General features: G+C 69.1%; 5 protein-coding genes. 2 read left to right on the forward strand and 3 right to left on the reverse strand.

Going from position 1 to position 5713, the window contains the following annotated elements:
• Positions 1-47 precede the first annotated feature (47 nt).
• The 3 genes from ACFTZB_RS42295 to ACFTZB_RS42305 are packed head-to-tail and all read right to left on the reverse strand — an operon-like array spanning position 48 to position 3660.
• Complete coding sequence (locus ACFTZB_RS42295; protein ID WP_378441431.1) at positions 48-1292, reverse strand: glycosyltransferase family 4 protein; 1245 nt, start codon at positions 1290-1292, stop codon at positions 48-50.
• Positions 1289-2884, reverse strand: a complete 1596-nt coding sequence (locus tag ACFTZB_RS42300) for a 1,4-alpha-glucan branching protein domain-containing protein (RefSeq protein WP_378441433.1) — start codon at positions 2882-2884, stop codon at positions 1289-1291. The genes ACFTZB_RS42295 and ACFTZB_RS42300 overlap by 4 nt, the downstream gene beginning before the upstream one ends.
• Positions 2881-3660, reverse strand: coding sequence for a class I SAM-dependent methyltransferase (locus ACFTZB_RS42305; protein ID WP_378441435.1), 780 nt, complete (start codon positions 3658-3660; stop codon positions 2881-2883). The genes ACFTZB_RS42300 and ACFTZB_RS42305 overlap by 4 nt, the downstream gene beginning before the upstream one ends.
• Before the next feature lie 241 nt (positions 3661-3901).
• Between ACFTZB_RS42305 and ACFTZB_RS42310 the strand changes: the two genes are divergently transcribed.
• A complete protein-coding gene (locus ACFTZB_RS42310) occupies positions 3902-4702 on the forward strand; it encodes an electron transfer flavoprotein subunit beta/FixA family protein (RefSeq protein WP_005259535.1) in 801 nt (266 codons plus the stop codon).
• A gap of 46 nt (positions 4703-4748) precedes the next feature.
• Positions 4749-5705, forward strand: a complete 957-nt coding sequence (locus ACFTZB_RS42315; RefSeq protein WP_124392728.1) for an electron transfer flavoprotein subunit alpha/FixB family protein — start codon at positions 4749-4751, stop codon at positions 5703-5705.
• Positions 5706-5713: the final 8 nt, after the last annotated feature.

Genomic DNA, 5713 nt, shown 5'->3' on the forward strand with positions numbered 1-5713 from the left:
TGTACCGTTCGGCGCACAGAAGGCGCCGAACGGTACATTCGCACCGGTCAGCGGCCGGGTAGGGGGCGCTCGGGAATCTCCGGCCGCGCCAGCGGATGCCGCACGCGACGTTTGGCGCCCGCGTAGACGTGGACGGTCTCCTCGGCCACCTTGTGCCAGTCGAAATCGGCGGTGAGGCGGTCGCGGGCGGCGACTGCACGCTGTTGCGCCCCTGCCGGGTCGTCGAGGACCTCCCGGACCGCGGACGTGAGTCCGGTCACGTCGCCCGGCTGGAACGACATGCCGGTTTCGCCGTCGACGACCGCTTCGCCGAGACCGCCCGCGGTGGACGCGACGAGCGGGGTTCCGGAGGCGGCGGCCTCGAGCGCGATGATGCCGAACGGCTCGTACCGGCTGGGCAGGACGATGGCGTCGGCGCCGTGCAGCCACCCGAGCAGTTCGACGTGGTCGAGGTTGCCGAGGAAGTGCACGGCGCGGGCGACGCGGTGGGTGCGGGCCTGCTGGTAGAGCCAGGTGAACTGGGTGCCTTCCCCGGCGATCGACAGCGTCGTGCCGGGGTGGCTGCGGCGGATGCGGGGGAGCGCGGCGATGGCGTCCTGCACGCCCTTCTCGTATTCGAGGCGGCCGACGAACAGTAGTTTCGGCGGTCCGGACCGTGGCGCGCGCTCGCGGAAATTCCACGTGGTGAGGTCGATTCCGTTGCGGATCACCGTGATCGGCGGGAGCTGCGGCCCGTAGAGGGTGGTCACTTCGTCCTGCATCGACGCGGAACACGTGATGAGGGCGTCGGATTCGTTGGCCAGCCACCATTCGACCGAATGCACCTGCCGGTTGATCCGCCCCGACACCCAGCCGCTGTGCCGCCCGGCCTCGGTGGCGTGGAGCGTGGAAACCAAAGGGACGTCGTAGAATTCGGCCAGCGCGATGGCCGGGTGCGCCACCAGCCAGTCGTGTGCGTGCACCACGTCCGGCTGCCAGCCCTCCCCGACACCCGGCTTGTGCAGGGCGACGCCGGCCCGCACCATCGCGTGACCCATCGCGAGCGTCCACGCCAGCATGTCTTCGCCGAACACGAAGTGCGCGGGGTCTTCGGCGACGGCGACCACCAGGACGCCGTCCTCGATGTGGGTGACGGTGGGATGGGTCGACGCGTCGGTGCCCGACGGCCGCCGCGACAGCACCACCACTTCGTGTCCGGCCGCGGCGAGTTCGGTGGCCAGGTGGTGGACGTGGCGGCCGAGACCGCCGACCACGACGGGTGGGTACTCCCACGACATGATCAGGATCTTCACGACGCCCCTCCCTCGGTGCCCGCCATCCGGTCCGCGGCGGGAAGACGACGCGCGTCGAGCCCGGGGAACAGGTTGTCGGCGCGGTTCCATCCGTGTGCGAGCCTGGCCGCGGCCGTATCCTTGCCCGCCGACACGGCGGTGGCGATCTCCCGGGTGGCGTGCGCGTGCTTGTGTGCCCGGTCGCGGGCGTATCCGGCCGCCGAATCCTTGCTGACCATGAACGCCCAGTCGCTCGACACCGTCATCAGGGCCTCGCGCAGCAGCTGATCGTTCACGCGGTTCCGCAGCGCGGGACGTCCGGGTGCGGCGTCGGCGTCGTGGGTCGTGTCGACGGTGTCGAGGGCGGTCCCGACCACCTCCGAGTTGAGTTGCACCAGGTCCGCGACCTGATCGCCGGCCCACACCCGCCAGTCCTTACCGGATCCCCACGACGAGTTCTCGAGCTGGACGGGTTCGCCGACATAGCCCTGCTGCCGGGCGTCGTCGAGGGTGCCGACCCGGATCCCGGCCTCGGGCAGCGCGCGCAGCACCTTCTCCAGCCACTCGGGGCCCTCGTGCCACCAGTGCCCGAACAGTTCCGTGTCGAACGCGGCGACGACCAGTGCGGGCCGGCCGATCCGGCCGGACTCGTCGCGCAGCCGCTTGCGGATGGTGGCGACGAAGTCGGCCACGTGCCGGTCGACGGCCGCCGACGCGAGGGCGGGGTCGTACGGCGCCTTGTCGGCCGAGTCGACCGTGCGGCCGGTGACCCGGGCCGGTTTGAGTCCGGTGGCGTGGTCGTAGGTGTGGAAGTCGCGGTACGCGCCGTGGCCGGGGTAGCCCGATTTCGGCGACCACACCCGGTAGCTGACCTGCAGATCGCGCCCGAACGCGACCACGTCCGACTCCCGGACCGGCCGGCCGAGGGAGGTGTCGCCGCGCAGGGCGGGACCGTCGACCATGAAATGCGTGACGCCGGCCTCGGCGTATCCGGTCTCCATGCCGGGGGTGTACCCGCATTCGGGCCCCCAGATACCTGTCGGCGTGCAATTCCACCGGGCGGCCGCGTCGGCGAGCCCCTCGCGGAGGGAGAACGCGCGCAACCGCGGATCGAGCAGCGGCTGGAACGGGTGGGCGAGCGGACCGCCGAGCAGTTCGAACGCTTCGCGGTCGAGGAGGTCGCGCAGCACCGGGGAGCCGCCGTGGCGCCAGCGCACCTCGAAGTCGGCGAGCGCGGCGGCGGACGCACGGTGTTCGCGCGCACCGAGTTCGCGGTGCGCGTCGTCGGGCATGCCTGCCGCCTCGTGCGCGCGGATCTGCCAGTTCCCGAGCCAGTGGTGCATCCCGGCGAGGCAGTGCGGATCATCGAGCTGAGCTGCGAGAACGGGGGTGATCCCGAGCGTCAGCAGATGCGAGCGACCCTCGTCGGACAGCCGCCGCAGCATCGCGGTGAGCGGGAGGTACGACGCCGCCCACGACTGGTACAGCCATTCCTCGCCGACGGGCCAGCGGCCGTGGTGGGCGAGCCAGGGCAGGTGGGAGTGCAGGACCAGGCAGAACATGCCGGGTTCCGTCGCGTCGCCGGCTCCGGTGCGGTTGTCGGATTCGGTCACCGAACGGGATCCTTCACCGCGATGGCCACCAGGTCGAGGCTGTCGTCGATGTCGCCCTCGTGCAGTGCGAAATCGTCGACGGTGATGCCCTCGACGTCGCGGGTGAGTTCCTCGGGCCACGGTTCGCCGGCGAGAGCGCGGTCGATCTGCGCGCCGATGAACGAGCCGCCGTGCTTCGCGTCGAGGGCCTTCAGTCGCGTGCCGTGGTGCACGCCGGTCATGAGGGCGACGGTGAATCCGGCCTCCTCGAGTAGTTCGGTCAGCTCGGCCGCGTCGAGTTCGCGGGTGTGGAAGGGATTCAGCGGCGTGTCGCGGCCCGGCGAGAACGTGATGCGGTTGGGGGTACTGACGAGCAGCTCCCCTCCGGGGGTCAGCACCCGGAAGCATTCGCGCAGGAATTGTGCTTGGTCCCACAGGTGTTCGATCACCTGGAAATTGACGACGGTGTCGACGGACTCGTCGCCGAGGGGAAGCTCGGCGAGGTTGCCGTGCAGCATCTCGACCCGGGGGTACCGCACGCGGACGTGTTCGACGGCGGAGATGTCGTAGTCGAGTCCGGTGACGCTCCGTGCCACATCGGCAATCATGTTGGCGCCGTAGCCTTCTCCGGATCCGGCCTCGAGTACCCGGCGTTCCGCGCAGCGGGGGAGGAGGTCGCGGTAGACGACCTCGTGCCGCCGGAACCAGTAGTTCTCCTCGGGGATACCGGGCACGGTCCGCTCGCCCGTGAGGGGCAGTGGTGCGTCCTCGCGGTCGCCGACAAATGATTCGCTCACCGCTGCGAGGTTAGTGCCCCCGGCAAGGTCGCTCGTCCAGGTGGTCTACATCACAGCGGTGAAATGCGGTTTCGGCCGTTATGGTGAACGAGACTTTCGCGCAAGTTACCAACGGGTAACTTAGCGTGGGGTAATCTGTCGCAGAGCAATCGTGCGACGAAATATCGAAGACGAGAGCTCGGCCCGCGCGGAGCGACTCACGATAACCACGCAAGAACACACAGGAGGTCGACGAAGACCCATGACGAACATCGTTGTTTTGATCAAGCAGGTCCCCGACACGTGGTCCGAGCGCAAGCTGACCGACGGCGACTACACGCTTGACCGCGAGGCCGCCGATGCAGTGCTCGACGAGATCAACGAGCGCGCCGTCGAAGAAGCGCTTCTGATCAAGGAGGCCCAGGGCGGCGAGGTGACCGTCCTCTCCGCAGGTCCGGACCGCGCCACCGACGCCATCCGCAAGGCCCTGTCCATGGGTGCCGACAAGGCAGTGCACATCAACGACCCGGCCCTGCACGGCTCCGACGCGGTGCAGACCGCGTGGACCCTGGCCGCGGCGCTCGGGCAGATCACGTTCGAGAACGAAGAGCCCGCCGACCTGATCATCGCCGGCAACGAGGCCACCGACGGCCGCGTCGGCGCCGTTCCGGCCATCATCGCCGAGTACTTGGGCATCCCGCAGCTCACGCAGCTGCGCAAGCTCACCGTCGCCGACGGCACCGTCACCGGTGAGCGCGAGACCGACGAGGGCGTCTTCGGCCTCGAGGCGAGCCTGCCGGCCATCGTCAGCGTCACCGAGAAGATCAACGAGCCCCGCTTCCCCTCCTTCAAGGGCATCATGGCCGCGAAGAAGAAGGAAGTTCTCGTCTACACGCTGGCCGACCTCGGTGTCGACCCGGAGACTGTCGGTGTCGCCAACGCGGGCACCACCGTCACCGCCTCCACCCCCAAGCCCCCGCGTACCGCTGGTGAGCGCATCGTCGACGAGGGCGACGGCGGCAGCAAGATCGCTGCCTACCTCGTGGGCCAGAAGATCATCTGATCGCGCCCCTCTACAGACCAGCAGACACATACAGGGAGAGTTAGACATGGCAGAAGTACTGGTGCTCGTCGAGCACGCAGAGGGTGCACTGAAGAAGGTCAGCACCGAACTCATCACCGCCGCTCGCGCGCTCGGTGAGCCGGCCGCAGTGGTCACCGGTCCCGCCGGGACCGCCGACAAGCTGGCCGAGGGCCTCGCCGCCGCAGGCGCGGCCAAGATCTACGTCGCCGAGTCGGACGACATCGAGGGCTACCTGGTCACGCCGAAGGTCGACGTGCTCGCGTCGCTCGTCGAGTCGGCCGCCCCGGCCGCGGTCATCACCGCCGCCAGCGTCGAGGGCAAGGAGGTCTCCGGACGTCTTGCTGCCCGCATCGGCTCCGGCCTGCTCGTCGACGTCGTCGACGTGAAGTCCGACGGCAGTGCCGTGCACTCCATCTTCGGTGGCGCGTTCACCGTCGACGCGAAGGCCAACGGCGACGTCCCGGTCATCTCGGTCCGCCCGGGCGCCATCGAGGCGAAGCCCGAAGCCGGTGCAGGCGAGAAGGTTTCCGTCGAGGTTCCGGCCCAGGACGAGGGTGCCGTCAAGATCACCTCGCGTGATCCGATCGTCGGCGGCGACCGCCCCGAACTCACCGAGGCGACCGTCGTCGTCTCCGGTGGTCGCGGTGTCGGCAGCGCCGACAAGTTCACCGTCGTCGAGGAACTCGCCGATTCGCTCGGTGCCGCTGTCGGTGCCTCGCGTGCCGCGGTCGACTCCGGCTACTACCCGGGCCAGTTCCAGGTCGGTCAGACCGGTAAGACGGTCTCCCCGCAGCTGTACATCGCGCTCGGCATCTCCGGTGCCATCCAGCACCGTGCCGGCATGCAGACGTCGAAGACCATCGTCGCCGTGAACAAGGACGAGGAAGCCCCGATCTTCGAGATCGCGGACTTCGGCATCGTCGGCGATCTGTTCAACGTCGCTCCGCAGCTCACCGAGGCCGTCAAGGCGCACAAGGGCTGATCTTCCCC

This window comes from Rhodococcus sp. NPDC057014 (assembly GCF_042673295.1).
In the GTDB taxonomy this organism is placed as follows: Bacteria; Actinomycetota; Actinomycetes; order Mycobacteriales; family Mycobacteriaceae; genus Rhodococcus_F.